Here is a 23,421-nt window from a genome sequence, read left to right as displayed (position 1 = left end):
TACTCAAAGCCCCGCAGAAAATCTCTGCGGGGCTTTGCTCGTCTACTCACAACATTTGGAAGGCTTCTCGCGCGGGGAAGGGCGCGATCTCGTCAAGGCAGGAAAACCGGGTCGGAAAACACCAGCGTGCCATCCGCGCGCATCATCAGATTGTCGGGGTTGAGGATGTCCGGCTGCACGGGGTAGCCTTCGATGAAGTCAGAGAGCGCAACAATCGCGTCCACAAGGCTGGCCGGGAAATCCGGCGGGGGCTCCTGGGCGATGTGGTAAAGCGCCAGGCGACCGCGGTTCTCGCCCAGATTGGCCCATTTTTCGCAGCCTTCCCAGTAGGCTTCGGAGAGGCGGCGTCCGAGCGCTTCGGCCGCACCGGAGACGGGCAGTAGCCGCTCTATTTCGAGCAGGCGGAAGGAGTAGCCGTTGCTGGCCTTGCCGATGATGCCGTGGTCGGCATACAGGCGTGGGAAGTGAACTCCGGTGGGGCGGTCTTCGGCGGCGAGGTAATAGTAGTCGGCGGGCGAGCTGACCACTTTGAAAACGCGTTCGTCATCACCGGCGTCGAGAACAATGGAGGCCTCCCCCCTACCGAGTTCGGAAAGACCGTCGAGCAGGGGGTGGGCCGGTACCGGATCGGCAATGCAGGCAACTTCCGTTACCTGCGCCGTTCCGATGCTTGGAGGGTCGATCATCGCGGACCGACGTGAATCAACCGATGATGTTGTAGCCGGCGTCCACAAAATGTACGCCGCCTGTCATGTTGCGGCCAGCGTCGGACACGAGGAAGGATACCAGCGCGCCGATGTCTTCCGGGGTGACCAGACGGTGCAGCGGCGAGCGATCGACCGCGGCAGCCATCAGGCCGTCGAAGCCGGCGATGCCGGAGGCGGCGCGGGTCATCAGCGGGCCGGGGGAGACGGCGTTGACGCGGATGTTCTTGGCGCCGAGTTCAAAGGCCATGTAGCGGGTGGCGGCTTCGAGGGCTGCCTTGCACAGACCCATCATGCCGTAGTTGGTGATGACTTTTTCGCTGCCGAGGTAGGTCATGGTGATCAGCGAACCGCCGCCAGCCTTCTCGAGCAACGGCTCGGCCTTGCGGGCGAGGCGCACGAAGGAGTGGGTGGACACGTCCATCGCCAGCGCAAAGCCGTCGGCGGAGGTGTCGACGACGCGGCCGTGCAGATCGTCGCGCTTGGCGAAGGCCATGCTGTGGATCGCGAAGTCGAGCTTGCCGTACTTGGCGTCGATCTGGGCGAACACGTCGTCCACGATCTCGGGCTTGGTGACGTCGAGCAGCATGACGTCCTCAACGCCCAGGCGGCTGACGATGGGCTCGATGAAGGCCAGGGTCTTCTCGTTCTGATAGGTGATGATGACCTTGGCGCCGGCCTCGATACAGGCTTCGGCCACTCCGGTGGAGATGGATTTTTCGTTGGCGATGCCGGTGATCAGGCCTACTTTGCCTTCGAGATTGATGATGGGTTTCATGGGGGGCTCCTGGGGATGGTTAAAATTTACTGCACTGCAGCAAACGCAGACCGTAGAATTGTCTCGCGTTACTGTTACGTGCAACTTTCTGATTAACGGTACGATTCCATAATTACACAGCCTGATTGTTGCGATGCATCAAAAAGAAACCGAAAACCCTCCGGGGCCGGGCGTGATCCCGGTCTATGTTTTCCTCGATTTTGATGGGGTGACCCATCCGTGGAGCGAGTCGGAGGATTTTCGCTGTCTTCCGGTGCTCGAGGCGGTGCTGCGCGACTATCCCGAAACTCGGGTTGTGATTGCGTCTGACTGGCGCACGCTGTTTTCGTTGCCGAAGCTGGTGGCACGCTTCTCGGAAGACATCCGCGAGCGGGTGATCGACACGACGCCGGCGATCTTTCCGCGCAGCCCCAACGAGCTTTACGGCCTGCGTGAGCGGGAGGCGCGGCAGTGGCTGGCGGCCAAGGCGCCGCAAGCGTCGTGGGTGGCGATCGACGATGCGCCGGGCAACTGGCCGAGCCGCGACCGGCTGGTGCTGACCGATTTCAAGCAGGGTTTCACCGAGGAAGACGCTGGCCGCCTGCGTCGCCTGCTGGATGCTTTCCGGTTGGAGAGCAGTCAGTCGTAAGGTCAGTCGTAAGTATTGGCGGTATGGAAAAACGAGCGGCGCGAGCCGCTCGTTTTGTTTTCAGAACTGCCGCAGGAGCGGCGATTCGTCCATCAGGGCGATCTGTTCGCGAAGCGACAGGATCATGTCCTGCCAGTAGCGCGGAGTGTCGAACCAGCTGAAGGCGGCTGGGAAGGCGGGGTCATCCCAGCGCCTGGCGATCCAGCCGGCGTAGTGGATGAGGCGCAGGGTGCGCAGGGCTTCGACGAGGTGAAGGCTGGCCGGATTGAAGTCGGCGAACTGTTCGTAGCCTTCGAGCACGTAGTCGAGCTGGCGTGCCATCGCCGGGGCGTCGCCCGAGAGCAGCATCCACAGATCCTGGATTGCCGGGCCGTTGCGGGCGTCGTCGAAGTCGACGAAGTGCGGGCCGCTGTCGGTCCAGAGTACGTTGCCGCCGTGTACGTCGCCGTGCAGGCGGATGTTGGGTACTTTGCCTGCACGTTCGAAGCAGCGACGTGTGCCGTCGAGCGCCTGGTCGATCACCGAGCGCCAGGTTTCGCGGAGTTCGGGCGGCAGGAAGGGGCTTTGCAGGAGTTCGTCGCGGGGTTCTTCGCCGAAGCTGCGGATGGTGAGGTCCGGCCGCTGCATGAAGGGCTTTTGCGCGCCGATGGCGTGGATGCGCCCGAGGAAACGGCCGAGCCAGCCGAGTACGGCAGGATCGTCGAGTTCGGGTGCCCGGCCGCCGCGGCGGGTAAACAGGGCGACGCGGAATCCTTCGTAGCTGTGCAGTGTGCGGCCGTCGATTTCGAGGGCCGGCACGGCGGGAATCTCCGCTTCGGCCAGCTCGGCCAGGAAGGCGTGCTCCTCGAGGATGGCCTCGTCGCTCCAGCGGCCGGGGCGGTAGAACTTGGCGATGAGCGGGGCGGCGTCTTCGATGCCGACCTGATAGACCCGGTTTTCGTAGCTGTTTAGGGTGAGCAGGCGGCCGTCGCAGCGAAGGCCGCTGGCTTCGACTGCGGCCAGCACGAAATCCGGGGTGAGCAGCCCGAAGGGGGCGGCGGTCACGACTCGCCGCGCTCGCGCACGTAGGGTTCGTGGAGCTTGACCGGCATGGCCTTGGCGGCGTGCTTGGTGCGCATGCGCAGGTTGAGCATTTCGACCAGTACCGAGAAGGCCATCGCGAAGTAGATGTAGCCCTTGGGAACGTGATGGCCGAAGGCGTCGGCCATGAGCACCACTCCGATGACCAGCAGGAAGGACAGGGCCAGCATCTTGACGGTGGGGTGGCGGGAGACGAATTCGCCGATGGGGCCGGAGGCGATCATCATCAGGCCGACCGAGGCAACCACCGCGGCGATCATGACCTGGAGGTTATTGACCATGCCGATGGCGGTGATGATCGAATCGAGCGAGAACACGATGTCGATCACGATGATCTGCATGATCACCGCGGCGAAGGTGGCCTGCACGGCGCTGGAGGCTTCGCCTTCCTCGCCTTCCATGAGCTGGTGGACTTCCTGGGTGCTCTTCCAGACGAGGAAGAGGCCGCCGGCAAGAAGGATCAGATCGCGCCCGGAGAAGCCGTGTTCGAGCACCGTGATCATCGGTTCGGTGAGCCCGGCGAGCCAGGAGAGGACCATCAGCAGGCCGATGCGCATGAACATCGCAAGGAACAGGCCGATTCGGCGGGCGAGGGCGCGCTTTTCCTTCGGCAGCTTGTCGACGAGGATGGAGATGAAGATGACGTTGTCGATACCCAGCACCAGTTCGAGGGCGGTGAGGGTGAGAAACGCGATCAGCAATTGCGGGTCGGTCAGGAATTCCATGGCTTTTCAGTGCGTTGTGGCAGGGATATGCACCCGCCGGGGCGGGTGCACGGCCTGAATGGTCGCATGAAACGGCGCGGCAATGACTACCGCTGTGTGTCAGTGGCGGATGGCGTAGGCGCGCATCCAGCGTTGCATGCGTGCCGCCGGCATGGGGCGGGCGATGCCGTGGCCCTGTACCAGGTGGCAGCCGAGCTTGAGCAGGGCCTGGCGGTGGCGCGGGGTTTCGACGCCTTCGGCGATGATTTCCCGGTGGAAGGCGGCCGCCAGGCCGATCATGCTTTGCACGGTGGCGAGGTCGTCGGCGTCGTCGAGCATGTTGTGGATGATCGAGCGGTCGATCTTGATGCTGCGCACGGGCAGGCGGCGCAGGCTGCTCATCGAGCCGTAGCCGGTGCCGAAGTCGTCGATGGCGAAGCTGACGCCCAGGTCGTTGCAGGCGGCCATGATCCTGGCGATGGAGGTCAGGTCGCCGAGGGTGGTTGATTCGAGTACTTCGAGTTGCAGCAGGCTCGGGTCGAGCTCGGGGTGGGCGCCCAGCACGCTGCGCAGGTGGGGCACGAAATCGGGGTGGACAAGGTGGCGGGCCGAGATGTTGACGCTCATCCGGGTCGTGATGCCGGTGGTGCGCCAGGTGTCGAGCTGGGCGACCGCGGTGGCGAGCACCCAGTTTCCAAGATCGATTTCGAAGCGCGATTCGCTGACCGTGGGCAGGAATTCGCCGGGCAGGCGCAGGCCGAGGGTCGGGTGTTTCCAGCGGATCAGGGCCTCGACGCCGTTGAGGACGCTGGTCAGGGCGTCTACCTTGGGCTGGTAGTGGAGTTCGAGTTCACCGTCGTAGAGGGCGGATTCAACGCGGATTTGGGCGTCGCGATGGGCGCGCAGGCGGCGGTCGCGTTCCGGGTCGAAAAGCTGGAAGGCGTTGCGGCCCGACTGCTTGGCGAGGTACATGGCCTGGTCGGCGTGGCGCAGCAGGGTGTCGGGATCGGAGCCGTCGAGGGGGCAGAGGGTTACGCCGATGCTGGCCGTGACGCTGAGCACGTGGCCGTCGATCGTGACCGGTTCGGCAATGCTGGCGAGCAGGCGGTCGAAGACCTGTTCGCATTCGTCGCTGTGTTCGAGGCCGTTGTAGATCAGCGCGAACTCGTCGCCGCCCATCCGCGCGACCGTGTCGCCGGCGCGGGTGGAGGCTTGCAGGCGGCGGGCGATTTCCACCAGCAGGCGGTCGCCGATGTCGTGGCCGTGGGTGTCGTTCACCGGCTTGAAACCATCGAGGTCGAGATAGGCGACGGCGGCGAGGGTGCCGTTGCGCTCGGCCTGGGCGAGGGACATCCGCATGCGGTCGGCGAGCAGGCTGCGGTTGGGGAGCTGGGTGAGGGCGTCGTGGTAGGCCAGGTGTTCGAGCTGGCGCTGGTTTTCCTTGATGTCGGTGATGTCGGTGAACAGGCCCACGTAATGGGTGGTCTGGCCGGCTTCGTTGCGCACCGCCGAGATGTTGCCGAGCTGGGCGTAGAACTCGCCGTTTTTCTTGCGGCTCCAGGTTTCGCCCTGCCACACGCCGTCGCGCACCAGGCTGGCCCACATTTCTTCGTAGTATTCGGCCGCGTGGAGGCCGGAGCGCAGCAGCCGGCTGTGTTTGCCGATGACTTCGGCACGGGTGTAGCCGGTGAGCGCACAGAAGCTGTCGTTGACCTCCAGGATGCGGGATTCCGGGTCGGTGATGATGATGCTTTCATGGGCGTGGCGGAACACGCTGGCGGTGAGGCGCAGGTGGTCTTCGGCGGCGACCCGGGCGGTGACGTCGTTGAGGGTGCCGGAGGTGCCGACCAGCTGGTTGTCGGCATCGACGATGGCGCGTGCGAAGAGGTCGAGCCAGCGCATGCTGCCGTCGCGGCATTGCACGCGCAGGGTGACGCTGCAGTGGTCGCGCGTGCGCTCGACGAGGGGCTTGAGGGCTTCGCGCCGGGCGTCCCGGTCGTCCGGATGGAGATAGTCGAGGAAGCTGTGGCCGATGGCTTCGTCCACCGGAACGCCGGTGATCTCGGTCCAGGCGGGGTTGAGCAGTTGCCAGCGGCCGCGGGCGTCGGTCTGGAAGATGACTTCGCGCACGCTGTCAAAAACCTGCTGGTAGCGGAGCTGGCTTTCGAGCAGGGCCTGGGTGGTGCTGCGCATGGCGCTGATGTCGGCGATGCTGCCGATCATCCGGAGCGGGCGGTTGTCGTTGTCGTATTCGACCACGTCGCCGCGGTCGCGCACCCAGATGTAATGGCCGTCGGCATGGCGCAGGCGGTATTCGCAGGCGTAGCTGCCCTGGCCGGCCCGGCAGGCCTTGAGGGCGGCGCGGACGCGGGCGCGATCGTCGCCGTGGATGAGGTGCAGCCAGGCGTCGCAGGGGTGCTTGAGCCATGTGTCAGACAGCCCCAGCATGGTGCACCAGTGCGGGTTGTGGCTGGTCTGGCCGCTGCTCAGATCCTGGTCCCAGACGCCTTCGCCGATGGTGGCCAGCACATCGGCCAGCTGCCGCTGGCCGCGCAGCGCGGCGTTGTGCTCGCGCATGCGCTCGCTGATGTCGCACGAGAAGCCGAGGGTGCCGACAATCTGGCCGTCACGGCCGCGTACCGGGGCCTTGTAGGTTTCAACCCAGATGGTGGAGCCATCGCTGCTTTCGATCTGTTCGACCTTGGTGCGCGGACGCCCGGTGGCGATCACCTCGGCGTCATCGACCCGGTAGGCTTCGGCCCGCTCCGTCGGCCAGACATCCAGGTCGGTCTTGCCGATGACGGACAGCGGTGAGGGCTGGCCGCAGGATTCGGCAAAGCTGCGATTGACGATCAGGAGGCGGCCGCTCCGGTCTTTCAGCCACAGCAGCAGCGGCAGTCCGTTGATCAGGGTTTCCGTGCCGATTGCCGCTGCCGCCGACGGTTCGGAGCTGCCGAGTTCCAGTTGCGCGATCGGCGTGGTGCCGGGCAGGCCGCCTTGCCAGGCCTTGAGCAGGGTGTCGGCAGAGAGGAATTTCAGGCTCGGTCCGTCTTCTCCGACGGGTACCGAAGCGAGGCCCTGCGTGAGCAGGCAGGAAAGTGCGTCGAGCAGGGTGCTGTCGGGCGACAGACGGTGCGCTGTGGGGTGCGACGAATCCTGGGTGGGGCGAGCTGACGTCATCCTGGCTTATTAGTATTTGCTGTTGTTCGCGATGGTGCCGCTGGCACATGGCTTTGCCAAGGAAGGAAGTCCCATCCGGAGGGGCGAGAAGCGGGCGAAACGCACGCTGGGCGGAGATTTTTCCTTGTTGCCACCGTTGGCGGGGCGTTTCGGGGCAATTTCAGGGGAGGCCCGGCGCCGGACTTGCGGAGCCGGGTTGCCTGCTGCGGGCAGGATGCCTAGCCCGCCTTGCCGTCGGCCCGGCGGCTCAGGTAGATCGGTACGACGCGCATGGCCAGAGGCGTGAATACCGCCAGCCAGCCGATTCCGGCAAGGGCCAGCAGAAAAGCCTGGCCTGTCGGCAGCAGATCGGCCAGGAGGCGGACGAAGGCCACCGCGTGCAGCCCGAGGGCCAGGCTCCAGGTGAGCGTGTCGGCCACCAGTGGACGGCCGGAGTGGCCAAGCGTGACGCGCGACACCATGGCCACGGTCATCGTCGCGAAGTAGCCCACCGCCAGCGCGTGCAGCGGCGCGAGGCCGAGGGTGATGATGCCGGCGGTGTGCAGCAGCCCCTGCACGCCGCTGAGCAGCCAGCCCACCCCCAGCCACACGAAGCCGAGATGCAGCATGGCGAGAAGGCGCACTGCGAAGCTGCGCCGCAGCTGCCATTTCCAGCTCAGCCACAGGGCAGTGCCGGCGGCCAGCAGATCGGCCGGCCAGGCCAGGTGGGCGAGATCGGCCATGGCCAGCGTGCCATGTATGACGCTGGCGCCAAGCAGCATGCGGAGCGTCCAGTCGGGCCGCACGACTTCGTATTTCGGCAGTGCCGAGCTGGAGAAAAACGGAATCATGCGGTGGCTGACCACCATGAAGATAGGCGTCAGCACCCACCACACGCCGATCGAGATGCCGATGCGCGCCGCCAGCGGGTTGCCACTGGCCGCAAAAACGATCCATGCGACCAGCCCGAGGCAGCCCGCGCCGATGGCGCACCAGGCTGAGCCGGGATGCAGCCGCGCCTTGCCCGGCGTGAAGGCCGCCGGGAAGAGCAGGCGCGCCACCAGCAGCCAGCCGGCGAGCACCAGGCCGAGCCCCGCCACCATGACGCTGGTCATGCCCAGCAGCAGGCCCGTATCGAAGATCAGCCAGCCCCCGGTGAGGCACAGCCAGGGCCGCCGGGCCGCGCCGCCGGGGGTGTCGGGCAGGCCCTGCCAGCGCGGGATCACCGTCATCAGGAAGCCGAAGACGAAGAACGGAAAGATGCCGTAGGCCGCCCACAGGGCATGGACCCAGGCGGGTGGCCACGGCCAGGCGGGGCCGGCAAAGAGGCCGGCGCGGGCCAGCAGCTCCCAGGCCCAGGGCGCAAAGGCCAGCAGCGCCTGCACGGCGCCGGCCAGGAACATCGATCGGTGCGGTGCGGCAAACAGGATGGACAGGCGCGACTGGGGCGGCGGGTCGGCGGGGGGCTGTGCCTGCGGATGGTTGCGGGCCTGGAGCTGGACGGGTTTTTCCATGGTGGCGGGAGGGCCTTTGCAATGCCTGCGGTGAGCGCGTGTAGGGTTAAAATGCGCGGCTGGCACTTGGCCGGAATTGAAAGTCAGCGCGATGAGCACCGAGAAGATCGATATCCCCGGCCTGTTGAGCCGAATGCCCCTGTTTGGCGCCCTGTCGCCGGAAGACCTCGCCCACATGGCTGCGGCCACCCGCGAGAAGCGGCTGCAGAAGGGCGAGCGGCTGTTTCAGCGGGGCGAACTCCCGAAGGGTTTCTTCCTGGTCGTCTGGGGCCAGGTCAAACTGGCTTTCACGTCGGCCCAGGGCAACGAAAAAGTGGTTGAAATCCTCGGGCCGCTGCAAAGCTTCGGCGAGGCGGTGATGTTTCTTGATCAGCCCTACCCGGTGCTCGGCGAGGCGCTCTCCGACACGCTGCTGCTGCACATCGGTTCGGCGGCGGTGTTCGGCCAGATCGAGCAGGATCCGCGCTTTGCCCGCAAGCTGCTGGCGGGCATGTCGATCCGCCTGCATTCGATGGTGCGCGACGTGGAATCCTATGCGCTGCGCTCGTCCACCCAGCGGGTCATCGGCTACCTGTTGCAGCTGGCCGACAGCACGCCGTGCGCAGCGGGCGGCCGCCATGAGGTCGAACTGCCCACCAGCAAGCAGGTGATTGCGTCGCGCCTGAGTCTGACGCCGGAAACCCTGTCGCGGATCTTCCACGAGCTTTCCGACTCCGGCCTCATCTCGGTGCAGGGCAAGCATATCGTCATCCACGACGCAGCCCGTCTCGCCGAGCACGACTGAGGCTGCTCAGGCCGCCGCCGCGTGGCGGATGTGGATGCGGAATTCGCCCTCGGGGGTGGTTTCGGTGCGATGGGTGTAGCCATTGCGGCGGAGGATGTCGTAGAGCGGCCCCGGCTCGCGGTACAGAATCAGGATCACCTCGCCGCCAGGCGGCAGGGTGTCGAGGGCTTCAAGGGTCAGGTTGAGGGGTTCCGGCGGCATCAGGCCGCGGGCATCGACAATCACGGGCGCGGAAGTTTCGGTCATGGGAAGGGTCTCGGGTGGTTGGGCAGACGCCGGCGGGGACGTGCCAGATTGACCGAAGCAGAGGCCGTCGCCCTTGAGCCGGGTCAAGGGCGCGCGGCGATGTGGCGCAGGTCGCATGCGGTGGCCTGGAATGGGTGATAAATTCCGCCCCATGCCGAATGAGACATCATCGTGAAGGAAGGTTCTGCCCTGCTGGTCGCCCTGGCGCTGGCGGCGGGAATCGCCTATTGGTCCGACCACTACCGTACCGGCGGCTGGGAAGCCACGCCCGCCACGGAAGGGCCTTTTCCCTATCAGCCGACCCTTGCGCCTGCCAGGGCGCCGGCTGGCCTGACGGTTGCGCCGGAGCGCCTGGAAGTGCATGGCACCGAGGACGCCACCGCCAGGGCCGCCCTTTGCGCCGAGCTGCTGGAGGTGATCCAGGGCGTGGATGCGGCGCTGCTCCATCCCCAGTCGCCGGCCTCCGCCGAGCAACTCGTCCTTCGCCGCCGGGCCTACGTCGAAAAACGGATTGCGCTGGGCTGCTGAGGCGGCCGGCTTTGTTCCGGCCGGGGCGCACGCTCAGTGGCTGGTGCCTTCCGAGCGCTGGATCTTGTTGAACAGGTTGTACTTGCCGATGGGCTTGCTGGCGGGCAGGCGTTTGATTTCCTTGAAGGTGCTGGCGTCCAGGAAGATCAGCGCGCCGTCTTTTTCCATCAGGCTGGCGATCACGTAACGGCCGTAGCGGTCGAATTCCACGTGGGCGAAGGTTTTGCCCGGTTCGGGGCGGATCTGCGCCACCACGGCCAGTTTTTGCTTGTCGATCACCTGCAGGGTGTCACGCGCGGTGGGGCTCATCATCGAGTCGACCCAGGCGTAGGGGCTTTTCTCGTGGCTGCGCAGGAAGAAGCCGGGGCCGAGGGTGGGAATGGTGGCGATGGTCTGCCAGTTTTGCATGTCGATCACGCTGACCTGGGCGTCCTTGAGGTTGGTGCTGGCCACCACCCGGTGTCCGTCCCGCAGCCATGAAATGCCCGAGCCCAGGTGCGGCATGCCGGGCAGATCCAGCGCGGCGATGGGGCGGCGCACGTCGAGGTTCACCACCTGGCCGCGGCCTTCGCGGCTGGCGCCGACCAGGTTTTCGTAGCTCTGGGTGAAGAAGAAGTCGTCCAGCGGCACGTCCAGCACGGTGCGGCGGGGGTTGAGGAAGCCTGGCGTGGCGATCGCTTCGCCCATCTTGTAGTCGTGCACGTAGCCGTCGAAGAAGGGCTTGGCGTCGGGGTCGTAGGAAATCTCCCAGACTTCCGGCAGATCCTTGAGGCCGGCGATGAAGCTCTTGCGCGGGGCGGCGTCGTACACCGCCGAGATGCGCGAACTGGCGTCGCCCTTGAGGTTGGTGCCCTTGATCACCTTGAGCAGTTTCAGGTCGGCGTCGAAGATGACCAGGTTGCCGGGCAGGTAGTTGGCCACCGCCACGAAGCGCCCGTCGCTCGATACGGCGGCGTTGCGGGTGTTGATGCCGGCGCGCACCTCGGCGACGACTTTCAGGTTCCAGATGTCGAACTTGCTCACCCAGCCGTCCCGCGAGGCGAAGAACACGTAGCGTCCGTCGGGCGTGAACTTCGGCCCGCCGTGCAGCGCGTAGCGGGACGGGAAGCGGTGGATGCGCTCCATGCGGTCGCCGTCGAGCACGCTCACGTGGTGGTCGCCGGCTTCGACGACGATGAACAGGTTCATCGGGTCGGCCCTGGCGATGTCGCCCTGGCGGGCGTCGGGCAGGCTGCCGGGCGGGAAGGGCTCGAGGCGCGAGGCGCGGATGTCGGCCTCGCTCCAACTCGGGGCTGGCGTGACGGGCGAGTAAACCCATTCAGCCAGCGCGTCGATGTCGGCGGCCGACAGCACGGCGCCGAAGGCCGGCATCTGCGTGGCGGCGCGCCCGTCGCGGATGGTGGCGACGGCGTCCTTGCGCTTGAGGCGTTCGAGGCTTTCGGGGAGCAGGGCCGGGCCCATCGCGCCGAGGCGGCTGGCGCCGTGGCAGCTGGCGCAGTGCTGGGTGAACAGCGCCGGGGCGTCGGCGCGGGCCGGGCTGCTCAGGCCGCCGAGGGCCAGCGCGGACAGGAGAAGCGTGGAGAAAAGGCGTTTCATCGCGGGATTCCTTGTACGCGTCAGGCCGCCGGAGCCAGGCGTATCCACGGCTTCACTTCCAGGCGATCGCCTTCGGCCACGCCGATTTCGGCGTTGTCGAGGTAGCAGCCGGGGTCTTCCTGCCAGGGGTCGCCGGTGAGTTGCTGGGCGCGCACGCGGGTGTTGCCGTTGCACATGGCGAGGTAGCGGCATTGGGCGCAGCGCCCGGTGACCGGCCGTGGCGATTGCTTGAGGCCGGCCATGAGCGGATCGGACAGGTCTGTCCAGATGTCGCCGAACCTGCGTTCGCGCACGTCGCCGAGGGTGTGGTGCCACCACATGGTGTCGGGGTGGACCTTGCCCAGGTTGTCGATGTTGGCGACGTTGATGCCGCTGGAGTTGCCGCCCCACTGCATCAGTTTGGCCTCGACGTGGGCGGCGTGTTCGGGGAAGCGGCGCTGCACCCACTGCAGGAAGAAGGGCCCGTCGGCGTCGTTGTTGCCGGTGGTGAAATCACGGGTGAGGCCGCGGGCTTCGTAGTTCCAGGCGGTTTCGAAGAGCAGCTCCATCGCCTCGCGGGTGAGGATGTGGTGGGCGTCGTCGGCGCGGTTCTTGTTGCCGCGGCCGGCGTAGTTGAGGTGCGAGAAATAGAAACGGTCGATGCCTTCGTCCTCGACCAGTTGCAGCACGCCGGGCAGGTCGGCGGCGTTGTCCTGGGTCATGGTGTAGCGCACGCCCACTTTTACGCCCAGCTCGCGGCACAGGCGCAGGCCGGCCAGCGAGCGCTCGAAGGCGCCGTCGAGGCGGCGGAAGCGGTCGTGGGTGCCCTTGATGCCGTCGATGCTGACCCCCACGTAGTCGAAATCGGCGGTGGCGATGGCGTCGATGTTCGATTTGTCGATCAGCGTGCCGTTGGACGACAGGCCCACGTAGAAGCCCATTTTCTTGGCGCGGCTGGCGATTTCGAAGATGTCGGGGCGCAGCAGCGGCTCGCCGCCGGAGAGGATCAGCACCGGGACGCGGAAGCCCTTCAGGTCGTCCATCACCTTGAAGACTTCGGTGGTGCCCAGCTCGCCGGCAAAGTCCTTGTCGGCGGAGATCGAGTAGCAGTGCTTGCAGGTCAGGTTGCAGCGCCGGATCAGGTTCCAGATCACCACCGGCCCGGGCGGATTGCGCTTGGGCCCTATGGGGGTGGGCGCGGCAATCTCGCGGATGTAGCTGGAAATTCGGAACATGGCCTGACTCTCCTGAGGGTTTTACGGATTGTCGCTGCCGCGGGGCTGGCGGGGCCTTGATGGGAGTCAATGGCGGCGGGAGGTGGTGGATCCGGCCGCCCGGGTTGGGCCGGGGCCTATTTGCCGCCCCACGGCATCACCGGCACGGTAGAAATGCTGTTGGCCGGGGCGCCTTCGATGAGCTTGCGGCTGATCGCCAGGTAAACAAGGGTGGTGTTGGCCTTGTCCCACAGGCGCACGACGCGGGTTTCCTTGAAGAGCAGCGAGGTGTCTTCGGAGAACACCGTTTCGCTCTCCGGCAATTTGGCCGGCAGGGTGATCGGGCCGGTCTGGCGGCAGGCCAGCGAAAACTGGGACGGATCCTGGGCGAGGCCGAAGCTGCCGGACAGGCCGCCGGTGCGGGCCTGGCTCACGTGGCAGGTCACGCCGGGCACCTTCGCGTCATGGAAGGCTTCGACGCAGATCCGGTGATTGGCGCCGACCAGCTTCCAGGTGGTGGTCACGCAGCCCACCTCGTCGGCACCGGCCGCCGTGGCGGCAAGGCAGAGCAGGGCGGCGGGCAAAAGTCGTTTTGGCAGCATCGGGGTTTTCCTTTCTGACAGAATGGGCGCACGCCGGGTTTGTTCCGGACGTCATCCAAATCCACTCTACCCGAATCGCCGTTACCTCATGGCCATTGTGCATCCCGAAGGCTGGCGCGAGCTGGCTGCCAGCGGCGCCGCCGGGCGCGAAATCGAAACCCTGGCCCGGCTCGCCGAGGGGCTTTCCGACGACTACACGGTTTTTCACGGCGTGCACTGGACGCGGGTCCGGAACGGCGGTTTTGCCATCGTTGGCGAGATCGATTTCGCCATCGTCGGCCCCACCGGCAAGCTGCTGCTCATCGAGCAGAAATCCGGCTTTCTGGCCGAAACGCCGGAAGGGCTGGTCAAACGCTACGCCAAGAAAGACAAAAGCGTGCCGCAGCAGCTGGCGCGCAGCGTCGATGCGCTGAGCCAGCGCCTGCGGGCGGTGTGCGGCGACGATCCGGTTTTTGTCGACGCCCTGCTGTTCTGCCCGGATTACGTCGTCAAGCAGCCTGGCACCGCCGGCCTCGATCCGGCGCGCATCGTCGACGCCACCAACCGGCAATACCTGCTGGAGATTATCCGCGCCATTCTGCCCGCCCACGGCGAGCGCCTGCCGAGCCGCCCGAAGGTGGAGCGTTTTCTCGGCGATGTGCTGCAACTGGTGCCCGAAGTGCATGCGGTGGTCGGCGAAGCCCACGCGCTGTACACGCGCCTCTCCGGCGGGCTGGCGGAGTGGGCGCGGCGCATCGAATGCGAGCCATTCCGGCTGCGTGTCATCGGCACCGCCGGTTCGGGCAAGACGCAGTTGGCGATGGCGGTCTTTCGCGACGCCCTAGCCGCCGGGCGGCGCCCGCTTTACGTTTGCTACAACCGGCCGCTGGCGGATCACATCGCGCTGATCGCCCCCCACGGCGGCGAGGTGGCCACCTATCACCAGCTCGCCGACCGTCTGTGCCGCGCCTGCGGTGAGGTGCCGGATTTCAGCCGCCCCGATGCCTTCGCGCGGCTGGAAGCGGCGCTCGACGCCCATAGCCCGACTGACGCTGCGTGCTTCGACGAACTGATCGTCGACGAAGGGCAGGATTTTCGCAGCGACTGGGCCGACAACCTGCTGCGCTGGCTGCGCCCCGGCGGCCGCGCCTGGTGGCTCGAAGATCCGCTGCAAAACCTCTACGAACGCCCGCCGGTGGCGCTGCCGGGCTGGGTCACGCTGCGTTCGGACATCAACTACCGCAGCCCGCAGGACATTCTCGGCACGCTCAGGCCGCTGCTGCCGCTGGAGCACCCCATCGAGGCCGGCAGCCCGCTCACCGGCCCGGAGGTGGATATCCTCACCTACGCCAGCCCCGATGAACTCGTCAGCACCTCGGTGCATGCCGTCACCCGCGCCATCGGCCTCGGCTTCAAGCGCTCGCACATTGCGCTGATCAGCTACCGCGGCCGCGAGCATTCGCTGCTGGCGCCCCTGGCCCGGCTCGGGCCGTATTCCCTGCGTGCGCCCACCGGCCGCTACGACCTGCTGGGCAATCCAATCCTTACCGACGGCGACATCCTCATCGACTCGGTGCTGCGCTTCAAGGGCCGCGCCGCGCCCTGCGTGATCCTCACCGAAATCGATTTCGAACAGCTCGACGACAAGGCCGTGCGCCGGCTTTTCGTGGGCGCCACGCGTGCCACCATGAAGCTGATGCTGGTGGTGTCGGAACGCTCGAGCGCCGTGCTGCGGGCGCGTCTCGCCGCCGCCTCATGAACCCTCTCCCGGAGATTTCCATGCCCCAGCATTGCTTTACCTACGGTTCGCTGATGTGCGATGACATCATGGCCGCCGTCGCCGGCCTGCGCGCGGCAGCCGTACCCGCCCGGCTCGACGGCTACCGGCGCTCGCCGGTGATCGGCGAGCACTACCCCGGCATGGTGCCGGCCGCCGGGGACAAGGTCGAAGGCGTGCTTTACCTCGAACTGCCCGACACCGCCTGGGCGCGCCTCGATGCCTTCGAGGGCGACGAATATCGCCGCGAGCAGGTGTCCGTGGCGTGTGCCGACGGCCGCATCGAAACCGCCTGGACCTACGTTTTCAAGCCCGAATACGCCGCCCGGCTGGCCGCCGGCGCATGGGATTTCGAGCGTTTCCTGGAAACCGGCAAGGCCCGTTTCGAGGCGCGTTACCTGGGTTTCGACTCCCTCGGCCAGACATAAAAAACGGCGACCCGCAGGCCGCCGTCGGTGTGCTGCCGTCCGTCGCCGATCAGATCACGCCGTCCGGCTGTTCGCCGCCCAGCACCTCGAGCAGCGCCGGGATCAGGCGCGCCAGTTCGCCGCTCATCAGCGCGAAGTCGGCTTCCATCTGCATGTCGGTGGCGTCGGCCTGCTTCTCGGCTTCTTCCTTGATGATGTCGAGGAAGGCGAGGCGCTTGATCTCCATCTTTTCGGTGAGGATGAAGGAGATGCGGTCGTCGAAGGTCATGGCCAGGCGGGTCGGCAGCTTGCCGGCGGCCAGGTGGTCCTGGATGTCCTTGCCGTCCAGCGCGTGGCGCACGTAGCGCACCGCGGCCTTCTCGTCGGTCACGGCGCGCAGTTCGCAGTCGAGGTCGATGGTGAAGTTGCCGGCGGCTTCGTTCGCGGCGAGCCAGGCGGTCATCACCGACACCGGTGAAAGCTGGGTCTTGACCATCTTCACGGGCAGCTCGTCCAGCGTGTCGCGCAGGGCTTCGAGGATTTCCTCGGCGCGGGCCGGGCTGGAGGCATCCACCACCAGCCAGCCGCCCACCGGGTCGATCCACGCATAGGCCTTGCGGCGGCGCGTGAAGGCGCGGGGCAGGAGTTCCTGCAGCACGGCTTCCTTGATTTCCTTCATCTGCTTGCGGCCGGGCTTGTAGCCCTGCTGGGCTTCGATCATCTCGGCCTTGTCGGCGGCGACTTCATTGACCACCGACGAGGGCAGCAGCTTTTGTTCGACCGCCAGCGCAATCAGAAACTGGCCGCCGACGGCCAGCACGAAGCGGTCGTCCTTGGTCGGCGAGGCCCAGCCGCTGGTCGACATGTCCTGGCTGCCGCAGGGCTGGAAGGGGCGAGCGGCGAGCTTTTCCTGAAGCGTTTCAGCCGAGAGGCCCCAGTTTACGGGGAGACGGTAGATCTGGAGATTGCGGAACCACATGGCGGGATAAATCCGTGCTGAGGGAAAAGAGGCGGCATTGTAGCGATTGCCGGGCCGGGTGCCAGCCCGGAAAAGCGGGGGGGTTTCAGGTGCCGGCGGGCCAGCCATTCTCCGCCATCACCGCTTCGATGGGCATGCGCTCGGCCCAGTGTTCCATCTCGAGCATGGGCCGGGGGTAGAACTCGGCCACGTGGCCGATGCACAGGATCGCCACCGGGCGGGCGCCTTCGGGCATGGCGAGCAGTTTTGCGAGTTCGAGCGGCTCGAAGATCGACACCCAGCCGAGGCCGATGCCTTCGGCGCGGGCGGCCAGCCACATGTTCTGGATGGCGCAGGCGACCGAGGCCAGGTCCATTTCGGGCAGGGTGCGGCGCCCGAAGACGTGTTGCTCGCGTTTGTCGGCCAGCGCCACGACGATCACCTCGCCGGCATCGAGGAGGCCTTCCACCTTGAGGCGCATGAAGTCTTCTTCGCGCTCGCCCAGGGCGCGGGCGGTGGCCTTGCGCTCCACCTCGACCAGCGCGTGCATGGCTTCGCGCAGGCTGCGGTCGGTGATGCGGATGAAGCGCCAGGGCTGCATGAAGCCCACGCTGGGCGCGTGGTGGGCCGCCCACAGCAGGCGCTCGAGGAGCGCCGGCTCCACCGGGTCGGGGCGGAAGTGGCGCATGTCGCGCCGCTCGGCGATGGCGTGATAGACGCCGGCGACTTCCGCGTCCGGGAAACGGTGGGGGTTGGGAGCGGCCATGATGGAGATCCGGTATCTGGGCGATTTGCAGGGACGACTTCAGTCGCCCGTTTTTTCGTTGATCGACCACCGATGGGCGACTGAAGTCGCCCCTGCAGTTCGTCTTTGGTGGTTGATCGAAGCGTTTACTCGTCGAGCAGGAAGACGCGGACTTTCTTGCCCTTGATCTTGCCTTCGGAGAGGCGTTTGAGCGCCTGGCGGGCAATGCTGCGCTCGACGGCCACGTAGGTGGATTGCTCGTTCACGTTGATCTTGCCGATCTGGCTGGCGGTAAAACCGGCCTCGCCGGTGAGGGCGCCGAGCACGTCGCCGGGGCGGATCTTCTCCTTGCGCCCGCCGAGGATCTGCAGGGTGACCATGGGCGGCACCAGCGGCGTCTGCACTTCGGCCTGCAGTTCGGCGATGGATTCCCACACCGGCTCGAAGCCGTTGGTCTGGGCGATGTTGGTGACCCGCTTCTTTTCGTAGGGAGCGACCAGGCTCAGGGCCCAGCCGTTTTCGTCGGCGCGGCCGGTGCGGCCGATGCGGTGGACGTGCACCTCCGGGTCGGGGGTCACGTCCACGTTGATCACCGCTTCGAGCTTGGCGATGTCGAGGCCGCGGGCGGCCACGTCGGTGGCCACCAGCACCGAGCAGCTGCGGTTGGCAAACTGCACCAGCACCTGGTCGCGTTCGCGCTGCTCCAGTTCGCCAAACAGCGCCAACGCGCTGTAGCCCTGGGCCTGCAGCACCGCCACCAGGTCGCGGCATTGCTGCTTGGTGTTGCAGAAGGCCAGCGTGCTTTCCGGGCGGTAGTGGCGCAGCAGCAGGCCCACGGCCTGGAGGCGCTGGTCGGCGGCGACTTCATAGAAACGCTGGCGGATCTTGTCGGCTTCGTGCTGGCCGGCCAGGGCGATCTCCTGCGGCTGGCGCATGAACTGGCGGGCCAGGCGCACCACGCCTTCGGGGTAGGTGGCCGAGAACAGCAGGGTCTGGCGATTACGCGGGCAGGCCTTGGCCACGTAGGCGATGTCGTCGAAGAAGCCCATGTCGAGCATGCGGTCGGCTTCGTCGAGCACCAGCGTGGCGAGCGAATCGAGCTTGAGGCTGCCGCGGGAGATGTGGTCCATCAGCCGGCCCGGCGTGCCCACCACCACGTGGGCGCCGTGGGCGAGGCTGTCGGCCTGCGGGCGGATCGGCGTGCCGCCGCAGAGGGTGAGGATCTTGATGTTGTCTTCGGCGCGGGCGATGCGGCGGATTTCCTGGGTGACCTGTTCGGCCAGCTCGCGGGTCGGGCACATCACCAGGGCCTGCACGGCAAAGCTGCGGGCGTCGAGGCGCTGGAGCAGCGGCAGCGCGAAGGCGGCGGTCTTGCCGCTGCCGGTTTTTGCCTGGGCGATCAGGTCGTGTCCGGCCAGGGCCACCGGCAGGCTGGCGGCCTGGATCGGCGTCATCAGGTGATAGCCGAGGCGGGTGAGGTTGGCGAGCACCGGGGCTGGCAGGGCCAGCTGGTCGAAAGGCGCGGCAACGACGGCTTCGGGGGGCGGGACGAAAGTGGCTTCCGCCGCGGGGGCGAGGGAGGCGTCGGGGCCGGAATCGGCGTCCGGCGCGGGGGGCAAGGTCGAGTTCATGCCGGATTATCGCGGAAAGCAGGCGGGTGCGGCGGGATGGCGGGTAAAAGTCCGGCCCGCCGGCTAAGAGCGTGTCCGTAAATAGCCCGGCGTCGGCCTCTTCTTTACGGACACGCTCTTAGCGCTGCAGCTCCTGTTGCCAGCGGGCCCGCTCCCTGGCCACGCGTTCCTGCACGCGGCGCTGCTCTTCCTGGTCGGCCCGGCGCTCGGCGTCCTGCTTCTGGCGTTTCTCCCATTCGGCCCGGCGTTGCTCTTCCTCGGCCTTGCGGCGGTCGGCTTCTTCGGCGCGCTGCAGCTCGGAGGAAACCTGGTCGGCATAGCGCTTGCGTTCCTGGAGCGCCCACTCGCGCTGGCGCTCTTCTTCTTTCCTGGCGTAGTCCTTGCGGCGTTCGGTTTCCTGTTCGCGGCGTTCGGCTTCCTGCTGGCGGGATTCGGCGCGCCGTCGGGCGGCCTCGGCTTCCTCTTCGGCGATCTCCTTGTCACTCATGTCGCCGTAGGTCAGGCGCCGCTCGGCGGCCATCAGGCGGGCCTGATGGGCTTCATAGGCGGGATCGCTACCGGCCGCCCGGCTGATCTGGCGGAAGGCAAAAACCGAAAAGAAGATCTGGATCAGCATGCCGATGATCGCCAGCCCGCCAACGACGCCCAGCATGATGAGCATCGGCGAGGGCTTGCCGCCGGCCTTGAGCGCTTCCTTCAGGGGGAGCGCGGGGCGGATTTCCGGTGCTTCGGGCTGTGGTTCGGGAGCGGGAGGCGGGGGCGGCGGCGGTGCCGGGGGTTCGAGAAGGCTCGCATCGTAGGCCGCCCGCCGGCCGGGGTTGGAGAGCACCCACCAGGCTTCCTTGATGACCTGTATCTGCTTGTCCGCATCGGCCTGATTCAGGCCGTGGGCGCCGATCAGGTAATACTTGGTCAGGCGGATCTGCGCGGCGTGGATGTCGCCCTCGCGTGCCGAGGGGCTGAGCCCGAGGATGTCGTAAAGGGTGGTCGTGGCCGTCATGGAAGGGGCTCAGGGGTGCTCGAACTGGGGCGGATTATATCGGCGGGATAGCCCCGGCGAGAACGCCAGCCTTCACGCTGAGGGCATGATTCGGGCCGCCGGCCCGAGCGGCGCTCAGGCGGTGGGCAAGTCGTCCGCGATGCGCCCGTCCACCAGCCTGATCACCCGGTCGCAGCGGGCGGCGAGGCGGGGGTCGTGGGTGACGATGAGACAGGCGCAGTGGCTGTCGCGGTTGAACTCGCGGAGCAGCGCAAAGATGTCGTCGGCGGTGCGGGTGTCGAGGTTGCCGGTGGGTTCGTCGGCGAGGATCAGGCGCGGCTTGAGGGCCAGCGCGCGGGCGATGGCGACGCGCTGCTGCTGCCCGCCGGAGAGCTCGCCGGGCTTCTTGTAGGCGTGGGCCTTGAGGCCTACGGCGTCGAGCAGCTGCAGCGCGGTGGCTTCCAGTGCGTCGCTGGGGGCGCCGTGGGCGATGATGGCCGGCATCATCACGTTTTCAAGGGCGCTGAAGGCCGGCAGCAGGTGGTGAAACTGGAACACGAAGCCGATGCTGCGCCCGCGAAGCTGGGTGATTTCGGCCTCCGGCAAGGTGGCCGTGTTGCGCCCGGCAAACGCGAGCCGCCCGCCGGTGGGGCGCTCCAGCAGGCCGATGATGTTGAGCAGGGTGCTCTTGCCCGAGCCGGAGGGGCCGATCAGCGCGGCAAATTCGCCTTCCATCAGCGACAGGTCCAGCCCGTGCAGCACTTCGGTTTCGACCGGCGTGCCAATGTTGTAGGTTTTGGTGAGGCCGGTGAGTTCGATGACGGGCGCAGTCATGAGCGGATCGCCTGTACCGGGTCCATGCGGGCGGCGCGGCGGGCCGGGATCAGCGCCGAGGCGAGGCCCACCGAGGTTGCGACCAGCGCGGCCATGAGGATGAAGCGCGGTTCGAGTTCGGCGGAAAACAGCGGCGTGCCGTCGGCGTTGCGGTAGATGGCCGAGAAGGTCTGGAGCAGGCCGAAGGCGAGCAGGCTGCCGATCACCGAGCCCACGGCGCCCACCAGCGAGCCCTGGATCAGGAACACCTGCAGGATCATCGCCCGGCTGGCGCCCATGGCGCGCAGGATGCCGATCTCCTTCTGCTTCTGGACGACGCTCACCACCAGCACGCTGGCAATGCCCAGCGCGACGATGATCACCACGAAGCTGCGGATCAGGTTGTTGGACACCGTCTGGTTGCGCAGCGCGGCGAGCAGCTGGGCGTTGGTCTGCATCCAGCTATCGACGGTGAGGCCGGTGGCGCCCTTGAGGCGGTCGGCAAGCGCCTGGGCCTCGAAGATGTCGGCCACGGTGAGATCGAGGCTGGACACGCCGCCGGGCAGATCGAGCAGGCTCTGGGCCAGCGGCAGCGTCACGAACACCCAGCGGCGGTTCAGATCCTTGTTGCCGATGTCGAAGATGCCGCCCACCTGCAGCAGCTCGTCGCGGCCGTTGGGCAGCATCACGCGCAGCTTGTCTTCAAGGCCGATGCCCAGATCCTTGGCCAGTTCGGTGCCGATCACGGCCCGCGGCCCCTCCACGGCAAAGCGGCCGGAGAGCATGTATTCGTCCATGCGCACGATGCGCCGGTAGAGGGTGGGGTCGACGCCCATCAGCGCCACCGATTTGCTGGCCTGGCCGCGCAGCGCGAAGGCCGGGCCGGTGGCCATCGGTGACACGGCGGTGACGCCGGGCATGTCGGCGGCGAGGCGGGCCACGTTTTCCCACTGGTCGATGGAGCGCAGGCGCTGGGCGCGGGGCTCGATGAGGGTGGCGAACGCCGGGTCGTCGATGGCGCGGAGGTTGGCTTCTTCGAGCGGGCGGATCACCACGTGGGCCTGGCTGCCGAGTACCCGGTCGACGATCTGGGCCTGCAACTGGGTGATGAGCTGGGTCAGGAACACGATCACCGCCACCCCGCCGGCGGTGCCGGCGAGAATCAGCAGGGTCTGCATGCGCCCTTCGCGCAAAAAGCGCAGGGCGACGAGGGGGGCGAAGGGCAGGCGGAGCTTCATCGCGCCGGCCCGGTGAGCCGGGACCCGGCCATCATTTGGTGAAACCCTGCGGAACCTGGACGCCGCCGACCTTCGGTTTCCTGGGTTCGCGGATACGCACCTTGTCGCCGTCGAGGGCGCCCGCGGCCGGCAGGATGGCCTGGTCGCCCTCGGCAATGCCGCCGAGGATTTCCACCCGGCCGATGCCGGTCAGGCCCAGGCTCACGTCGCTGCGGCGGGCGATGCCGTCCCTGGCGAGCAGCACCCACGGTTTGGCGCTGGCGGGTTCGCGCACGGCTTCGGCGGGCAGCACGAGGGTGGAATCCTTGTGGCCGGTGACGGTTTCGACCGAAACGGTCATGTCGGGGCGCAGAAAGGCGGGCGGGCGCGCCACGCGGAAGCGGATCTCGACGGTGCCGCGCAAAGGGTCGACGGCCGGGGCGAGGTAGTACAACTCGGCATCGAAGGCCTGGTTGGGAAAGGCGTCGGCCACGCCGCGGGCCTTTTGGCCAGTGGCCAGCAGACGCAGGTTTTTCTCGTCGACGGTGGCGTGGATGCGGGTTTCGCCGGCGTCGGCGATTTCCAGCAGCACCTTGCCGGCGCTGGCCACGTCGCCGGGTTCGGCCTTGCGGGTGAGCACCGTGCCGGCGGCCGGCGCGGTGAGGGTGAGCTGCGCGGCGCGGGCTTTGGCGTTGGCGAGCTGGGCGCGGGCCTGCTCGACGCGGGCGCGGGCGGCGTTGTGCTCGGTGCCGCCGGGGGCCTGGGCGAGCAGCTGGGCGCGGGCGGTATCGACGGCGGAGGCCGCGTTGGCGGCGTTGCGCAGCGCATCGTCGGCCTTGGAGCGGGCGTAGAAACCCTGGGCGACGAGCTGGCGGGCGCGCTCGGCTTCGGCCTGCGCAACCTTGAGGTTGGCCTCGGCCTGGGCGAGTTGCTGGGCGGCAACCGGGCGGCCGACTTGCACGGTCTGCTCGAAACGGGCTTCGGCTTCGGCCAGCGCCGCGGCGGCCTGGGCGATGAGTGCGGCGGCGTCGTCGGAGCGGAGTCGGGCCAGCACCTGGCCGGGCGCAACCAGGTCGCCCTCGCGCACGGTGATTTCGAGCACCGTGGCGGTCAGCGGGCTGCCGATGGCAATGCGCGCCGGCGTGGCGATGCGCCCGGTGGCGACCACCGACTGGGTCAGCGGCGCCTTGTTTACCGTGACGACATCCACGTCGCGGCCCTTGGGCCACAGCGCGACCGCCGCCACCGCGCCAGCCACCGCCAGCGCCACGATCAGCGTGCCGCCCTTCACGCGGCTTCGGCCAGCAGGGCGGCGGCGGGTGTCGAAGGCAGGTTGGGCATACGCCTGTGAAGGACTGCAACGAGGGGAGCAGGGGTGACGGAGCGCGTGATAGCCTTG

Annotated in this window: 22 protein-coding genes; 5 read left to right on the top strand and 17 right to left on the bottom strand. The window is 67.2% G+C overall.

Translation table 11 applies throughout. The features are described 5' to 3' along the window. Positions 1-92: 92 nt before the first annotated feature. Together Q1W26_RS05145 and fabI are read right to left on the bottom strand one after the other, a co-directional pair. Positions 93-686, bottom strand: a complete 594-nt coding sequence (locus Q1W26_RS05145) for a hypothetical protein (RefSeq protein WP_300436743.1) — start codon at positions 684-686, stop codon at positions 93-95. Between the two features lie 16 nt (positions 687-702). Beyond that, positions 703-1,482, bottom strand: coding sequence for an enoyl-ACP reductase FabI (gene fabI, locus Q1W26_RS05140; RefSeq protein ID WP_300436740.1), 780 nt, complete (start codon positions 1,480-1,482; stop codon positions 703-705). A gap of 133 nt (positions 1,483-1,615) precedes the next feature. On the opposite strand from fabI, the gene Q1W26_RS05135 reads away from it, so the two are divergent. Next, positions 1,616-2,110 carry an HAD domain-containing protein gene (locus Q1W26_RS05135; protein ID WP_300436735.1) on the top strand — a complete coding sequence of 165 codons (495 nt, stop codon included), beginning with the start codon at positions 1,616-1,618 and terminating at the stop codon, positions 2,108-2,110. Between the two features lie 60 nt (positions 2,111-2,170). Here Q1W26_RS05135 and Q1W26_RS05130 read toward each other — a convergent pair whose 3' ends face one another. From Q1W26_RS05130 to Q1W26_RS05115, 4 genes are all read right to left on the bottom strand, one after another. Then, positions 2,171-3,154 (bottom strand): serine/threonine protein kinase, encoded by a 984-nt coding sequence (locus tag Q1W26_RS05130; RefSeq protein ID WP_300436732.1) that lies wholly within the window; start codon positions 3,152-3,154, stop codon positions 2,171-2,173. After that, a complete protein-coding gene (locus tag Q1W26_RS05125; protein WP_300436730.1) occupies positions 3,151-3,915 on the bottom strand; it encodes a TerC family protein in 765 nt (254 codons plus the stop codon). The genes Q1W26_RS05130 and Q1W26_RS05125 overlap by 4 nt, the downstream gene beginning before the upstream one ends. 99 nt (positions 3,916-4,014) lie before the next feature. Continuing rightward, positions 4,015-7,074: a PAS domain S-box protein gene (locus Q1W26_RS05120; RefSeq protein ID WP_300436728.1), complete on the bottom strand. Its 3,060-nt coding sequence runs from the start codon at positions 7,072-7,074 to the stop codon at positions 4,015-4,017. Between the two features lie 218 nt (positions 7,075-7,292). Further along, the gene (locus Q1W26_RS05115) at positions 7,293-8,567 is read right to left on the bottom strand and encodes an NnrS family protein (protein WP_300436726.1); all 1,275 of its coding nucleotides are present in this window, start codon (positions 8,565-8,567) and stop codon (positions 7,293-7,295) included. Between the two features lie 91 nt (positions 8,568-8,658). Here Q1W26_RS05115 and Q1W26_RS05110 point away from each other — a divergent pair, with 91 nt between their 5' ends. Continuing rightward, entirely contained in the window at positions 8,659-9,351 is a 693-nt protein-coding gene (locus Q1W26_RS05110) for a Crp/Fnr family transcriptional regulator (RefSeq protein WP_300436724.1), read from the top strand. Between the two features lie 6 nt (positions 9,352-9,357). On the opposite strand, the gene Q1W26_RS05105 is transcribed toward Q1W26_RS05110, so the two are convergent. Then, positions 9,358-9,597 carry a DUF2249 domain-containing protein gene (locus Q1W26_RS05105; protein ID WP_300436720.1) on the bottom strand — a complete coding sequence of 80 codons (240 nt, stop codon included), beginning with the start codon at positions 9,595-9,597 and terminating at the stop codon, positions 9,358-9,360. 171 nt (positions 9,598-9,768) lie between these two features. Here Q1W26_RS05105 and Q1W26_RS05100 point away from each other — a divergent pair, with 171 nt between their 5' ends. Beyond that, entirely contained in the window at positions 9,769-10,125 is a 357-nt protein-coding gene (locus tag Q1W26_RS05100; RefSeq protein WP_300436717.1) for a hypothetical protein, read from the top strand. A gap of 33 nt (positions 10,126-10,158) precedes the next feature. Here Q1W26_RS05100 and Q1W26_RS05095 read toward each other — a convergent pair whose 3' ends face one another. From Q1W26_RS05095 to Q1W26_RS05085, 3 genes are all read right to left on the bottom strand, one after another. Further along, on the bottom strand, positions 10,159-11,721 hold the full coding sequence (locus tag Q1W26_RS05095; RefSeq protein ID WP_300436714.1) for a cytochrome D1 domain-containing protein: 1,563 nt from the start codon (positions 11,719-11,721) through the stop codon (positions 10,159-10,161). A gap of 20 nt (positions 11,722-11,741) precedes the next feature. After that, positions 11,742-12,935 (bottom strand): heme d1 biosynthesis radical SAM protein NirJ, encoded by a 1,194-nt coding sequence (gene nirJ / locus Q1W26_RS05090; protein ID WP_300436711.1) that lies wholly within the window; start codon positions 12,933-12,935, stop codon positions 11,742-11,744. A gap of 116 nt (positions 12,936-13,051) precedes the next feature. Next, positions 13,052-13,516 carry a CreA family protein gene (locus tag Q1W26_RS05085; protein WP_300436708.1) on the bottom strand — a complete coding sequence of 155 codons (465 nt, stop codon included), beginning with the start codon at positions 13,514-13,516 and terminating at the stop codon, positions 13,052-13,054. 88 nt (positions 13,517-13,604) lie between these two features. Here Q1W26_RS05085 and Q1W26_RS05080 point away from each other — a divergent pair, with 88 nt between their 5' ends. Further along, entirely contained in the window at positions 13,605-15,254 is a 1,650-nt protein-coding gene (locus Q1W26_RS05080) for an ATP-binding domain-containing protein (protein WP_300436705.1), read from the top strand. Positions 15,255-15,274: 20 nt separating this feature from the next. Continuing rightward, positions 15,275-15,700, top strand: coding sequence for a gamma-glutamylcyclotransferase family protein (locus Q1W26_RS05075; protein ID WP_300436702.1), 426 nt, complete (start codon positions 15,275-15,277; stop codon positions 15,698-15,700). A 49-nt stretch (positions 15,701-15,749) separates the two neighbouring features. Here the strand turns inward: Q1W26_RS05075 and Q1W26_RS05070 are convergent, their stop codons facing one another. From Q1W26_RS05070 to Q1W26_RS05040, 7 genes are all read right to left on the bottom strand, one after another. After that, positions 15,750-16,658, bottom strand: coding sequence for a recombination-associated protein RdgC (locus tag Q1W26_RS05070; RefSeq protein ID WP_300436699.1), 909 nt, complete (start codon positions 16,656-16,658; stop codon positions 15,750-15,752). Positions 16,659-16,743: 85 nt separating this feature from the next. After that, on the bottom strand, positions 16,744-17,403 hold the full coding sequence (gene bluB / locus Q1W26_RS05065; RefSeq protein ID WP_300436696.1) for a 5,6-dimethylbenzimidazole synthase: 660 nt from the start codon (positions 17,401-17,403) through the stop codon (positions 16,744-16,746). A gap of 125 nt (positions 17,404-17,528) precedes the next feature. Beyond that, positions 17,529-19,013, bottom strand: coding sequence for an ATP-dependent RNA helicase DbpA (gene dbpA, locus Q1W26_RS05060; protein ID WP_300436693.1), 1,485 nt, complete (start codon positions 19,011-19,013; stop codon positions 17,529-17,531). A 118-nt stretch (positions 19,014-19,131) separates the two neighbouring features. Beyond that, positions 19,132-20,013, bottom strand: a complete 882-nt coding sequence (locus Q1W26_RS05055; protein ID WP_300436690.1) for a DnaJ domain-containing protein — start codon at positions 20,011-20,013, stop codon at positions 19,132-19,134. 114 nt (positions 20,014-20,127) lie between these two features. Beyond that, positions 20,128-20,826, bottom strand: coding sequence for an ABC transporter ATP-binding protein (locus tag Q1W26_RS05050; protein ID WP_300436687.1), 699 nt, complete (start codon positions 20,824-20,826; stop codon positions 20,128-20,130). Next, the gene (locus Q1W26_RS05045; protein ID WP_300436685.1) at positions 20,823-22,043 is read right to left on the bottom strand and encodes an ABC transporter permease; all 1,221 of its coding nucleotides are present in this window, start codon (positions 22,041-22,043) and stop codon (positions 20,823-20,825) included. Before Q1W26_RS05045 ends, Q1W26_RS05050 begins: the two co-directional genes overlap by 4 nt. A 31-nt stretch (positions 22,044-22,074) precedes the next feature. Continuing rightward, positions 22,075-23,313, bottom strand: a complete 1,239-nt coding sequence (locus Q1W26_RS05040; RefSeq protein WP_300436682.1) for an efflux RND transporter periplasmic adaptor subunit — start codon at positions 23,311-23,313, stop codon at positions 22,075-22,077. Between the last annotated feature and the right edge of the window lie 108 nt (positions 23,314-23,421).

The sequence above is a fragment of the Zoogloea sp. genome (assembly GCF_030157465.1).
GTDB lineage: Bacteria > Pseudomonadota > Gammaproteobacteria > Burkholderiales > Rhodocyclaceae > Zoogloea.
Note: the sequence above shows the minus strand (reverse complement) of the source record. Positions and strands in the feature narration are given on the sequence as shown.

Coding starts and splice junctions, on each gene's coding strand:
- Q1W26_RS05145 (WP_300436743.1), bottom strand. CDS start 686: ATGATCGACCCTCCAAGCATCGGAACGGCGCAGGTAACGGAAGTTGCC.
- fabI (WP_300436740.1), bottom strand. CDS start 1,482: ATGAAACCCATCATCAATCTCGAAGGCAAAGTAGGCCTGATCACCGGC.
- Q1W26_RS05135 (WP_300436735.1), top strand. CDS start 1,616: ATGCATCAAAAAGAAACCGAAAACCCTCCGGGGCCGGGCGTGATCCCG.
- Q1W26_RS05125 (WP_300436730.1), bottom strand. CDS start 3,915: ATGGAATTCCTGACCGACCCGCAATTGCTGATCGCGTTTCTCACCCTC.
- Q1W26_RS05120 (WP_300436728.1), bottom strand. CDS start 7,074: ATGACGTCAGCTCGCCCCACCCAGGATTCGTCGCACCCCACAGCGCAC.
- Q1W26_RS05115 (WP_300436726.1), bottom strand. CDS start 8,567: ATGGAAAAACCCGTCCAGCTCCAGGCCCGCAACCATCCGCAGGCACAG.
- Q1W26_RS05110 (WP_300436724.1), top strand. CDS start 8,659: ATGAGCACCGAGAAGATCGATATCCCCGGCCTGTTGAGCCGAATGCCC.
- Q1W26_RS05105 (WP_300436720.1), bottom strand. CDS start 9,597: ATGACCGAAACTTCCGCGCCCGTGATTGTCGATGCCCGCGGCCTGATG.
- Q1W26_RS05095 (WP_300436714.1), bottom strand. CDS start 11,721: ATGAAACGCCTTTTCTCCACGCTTCTCCTGTCCGCGCTGGCCCTCGGC.
- nirJ (WP_300436711.1), bottom strand. CDS start 12,935: ATGTTCCGAATTTCCAGCTACATCCGCGAGATTGCCGCGCCCACCCCC.
- Q1W26_RS05085 (WP_300436708.1), bottom strand. CDS start 13,516: ATGCTGCCAAAACGACTTTTGCCCGCCGCCCTGCTCTGCCTTGCCGCC.
- Q1W26_RS05080 (WP_300436705.1), top strand. CDS start 13,605: ATGGCCATTGTGCATCCCGAAGGCTGGCGCGAGCTGGCTGCCAGCGGC.
- Q1W26_RS05075 (WP_300436702.1), top strand. CDS start 15,275: ATGCCCCAGCATTGCTTTACCTACGGTTCGCTGATGTGCGATGACATC.
- Q1W26_RS05070 (WP_300436699.1), bottom strand. CDS start 16,658: ATGTGGTTCCGCAATCTCCAGATCTACCGTCTCCCCGTAAACTGGGGC.
- bluB (WP_300436696.1), bottom strand. CDS start 17,403: ATGGCCGCTCCCAACCCCCACCGTTTCCCGGACGCGGAAGTCGCCGGC.
- dbpA (WP_300436693.1), bottom strand. CDS start 19,013: ATGAACTCGACCTTGCCCCCCGCGCCGGACGCCGATTCCGGCCCCGAC.
- Q1W26_RS05055 (WP_300436690.1), bottom strand. CDS start 20,013: ATGACGGCCACGACCACCCTTTACGACATCCTCGGGCTCAGCCCCTCG.
- Q1W26_RS05050 (WP_300436687.1), bottom strand. CDS start 20,826: ATGACTGCGCCCGTCATCGAACTCACCGGCCTCACCAAAACCTACAAC.
- Q1W26_RS05045 (WP_300436685.1), bottom strand. CDS start 22,043: ATGAAGCTCCGCCTGCCCTTCGCCCCCCTCGTCGCCCTGCGCTTTTTG.